Source organism: Mesorhizobium sp. M2A.F.Ca.ET.067.02.1.1 (assembly GCF_004023285.1).
In the GTDB taxonomy this organism is placed as follows: domain Bacteria; phylum Pseudomonadota; class Alphaproteobacteria; order Rhizobiales; family Rhizobiaceae; genus Mesorhizobium.
This window is the reverse complement of sequence record NZ_RZSB01000990.1, coordinates 1-1,837: the sequence shown is the minus strand read 5'-3', so window position 1 is coordinate 1,837 and position 1,837 is coordinate 1. Positions and strand designations below refer to the sequence as shown.

General features: G+C 61.3%; 1 protein-coding gene, 1 tRNA gene and 1 pseudogene. 1 reads left to right on the top strand and 2 read right to left on the bottom strand.

The window, feature by feature from the left end; genetic code table 11:
- Together EOA28_RS34565 and EOA28_RS34560 are read right to left on the bottom strand one after the other, a co-directional pair.
- Positions 1–211: pseudogene (locus tag EOA28_RS34565) on the bottom strand (serine/threonine protein kinase); the annotation flags it as partial.
- 18 nt (positions 212–229) lie between these two features.
- A complete protein-coding gene (locus EOA28_RS34560; protein WP_128315787.1) occupies positions 230–970 on the bottom strand; it encodes a metallophosphoesterase family protein in 741 nt (246 codons plus the stop codon).
- A 482-nt stretch (positions 971–1,452) separates the two neighbouring features.
- Between EOA28_RS34560 and EOA28_RS34555 the strand changes: the two genes are divergently transcribed.
- A tRNA-Ser gene (locus tag EOA28_RS34555) sits at positions 1,453–1,542 on the top strand.
- Positions 1,543–1,837: the final 295 nt, after the last annotated feature.

Sequence of the window (1,837 nt, the reverse complement as noted above, 5' to 3'; positions counted from 1 at the left end):
GACCCGACAGGCGTTTGAGGATCAGTTCCTCGGCTTCGAAGCCGAGAATGACGGAAACGTCTCCGCCCGGGTCGAGAAACGGCATCTTCAGCAGAAGCGGGAAATCGAAATTCGGATTTCTCGCGCGCCATAGCGTTGCCATGGCGCCGGATTGAAGCCGCTCGACGAGCTCGAAACCATCGATGCTTGCCCCTGCCTCGAACTTCTGCATCCATCGCCTCCAGGTTGACTAGCGGCCGATCTTCAAGCGCATGCCGAGCCACCCGGGCAAGCCTGACGCCTGAATCTTGCGGGCGGTTTCTTCATGATCGTAAGGAACGCGCACCATCGTCACCTCGCGCCGTTCCGTGTCGAGAAGCGCGAAGCAGGCGGCCGGGTTGCCGTCACGCGGCTGGCCGACCGCCCCGACGATGACAAGATGCCGCCTAAGCTCGGACAAGGGCGCCCCTACATTGTCCAGCGGCCGAAAATGAACCGGCCGGCTGCCGGGCAAAGCGTAGTAGATGGCTGGAATGTGGGTATGGCCACAGAAGATGAAGCGGGCATCGCTTGACGACAGGCAGCGTTCTGCCGCGTCGACGTCCCGTATATACAGCCATTTTTCCGGCCGTTCCGCGCTGGCGTGCACATACAGCCGGTCTTCGGACCGGAGCGAAAGCGGCAGCTGCGCGAGAAAGTCGAGATGCTCCTGGGCGAGCCGTTCGCGGGTCCACTCGATGGCGGCCCGCGCGTTCTCCGTCATGTCGGTCCGGCCCAAGGCCGCCGCTTCATCGTGGTTGCCCTTGATGCAGAACGCGCCGCCCTCCACCAGATCGGCGGCTTTCTCGACCACATAGACAGGATCGGGCCCGTAGCCGACCAGATCGCCAAGCAGAACCAGCTGGTCCGGCGCCTGCTTCCGAACGACCTCGAGGACTGCGTCGAACGCCTCACGGTTGGCATGGATGTCAGACAGGATCGCGATGCGCATTCAACCTTGTCCCGGGAAGCGGGCAACATAGCAAGGCGACGGCTGCAAGGAATTTGATCCGGCTCAATGCCCCTGCGCGAGCTTACGGCGGAGATTCCCCCCAATGCGGTCACCTTGTCGACTTCCACGACATTGCCTGCAGATCGCTGTCCACCCTCTCACGCACGCTGAAACCAGGCTGCAGCTTAGGCGCGAACGGTCTTACGGGTCGGCCCGCATACATCACGCGAACGCGCGGCACGCCCTCGTTGCGGCGGCCTTCGAGGCCATCCACGGCCAAAAGCCTTTGCATCGCCATTATGGCTTGGCATTCGCTTTCGGATCGACTAGATGAGCCCCGCGCCTGTTTGCCTAGACGGCTAGCGGGTGCGGGGAAGGGTTGCCCGCCGGTTGAAGGCACACCACATATCCGTCAAGGACTTCCCATGGGAGCATCTCCCCAACCCGCGCGGCAAAACCGGCCGGCGCGAGATGTCAAGGACGGAGAGGTGGCCGAGTGGTTGAAGGCGCACGCCTGGAAAGTGTGTTTACGGGAAACCGTAACGCGGGTTCGAATCCCGCTCTCTCCGCCAGAATTTTCCTAATAAATCAATGATTTCATACACTTATATCATTATTGAAGTGCTTCAAGATCGAAGCGACCTTAATCTGCGTAACAAACCGCCAAGAATCCGCTCAGTCCGCCACAGCGTCGCTCAACGTCGAGGTGGTCAGCATCCTATTCGGGGCCGCAAGCAGACGTCAGCTTGCGGCCGCAGGCTTTCGAGGGCGGAAGCCGAAGAAGATCTTGTATATCGCACGGCCTCACGGCGTGCGGGCAACGTGCGAGCGCGGGCAGGGTTAGATCCTAACCAATGCGACGCGGCA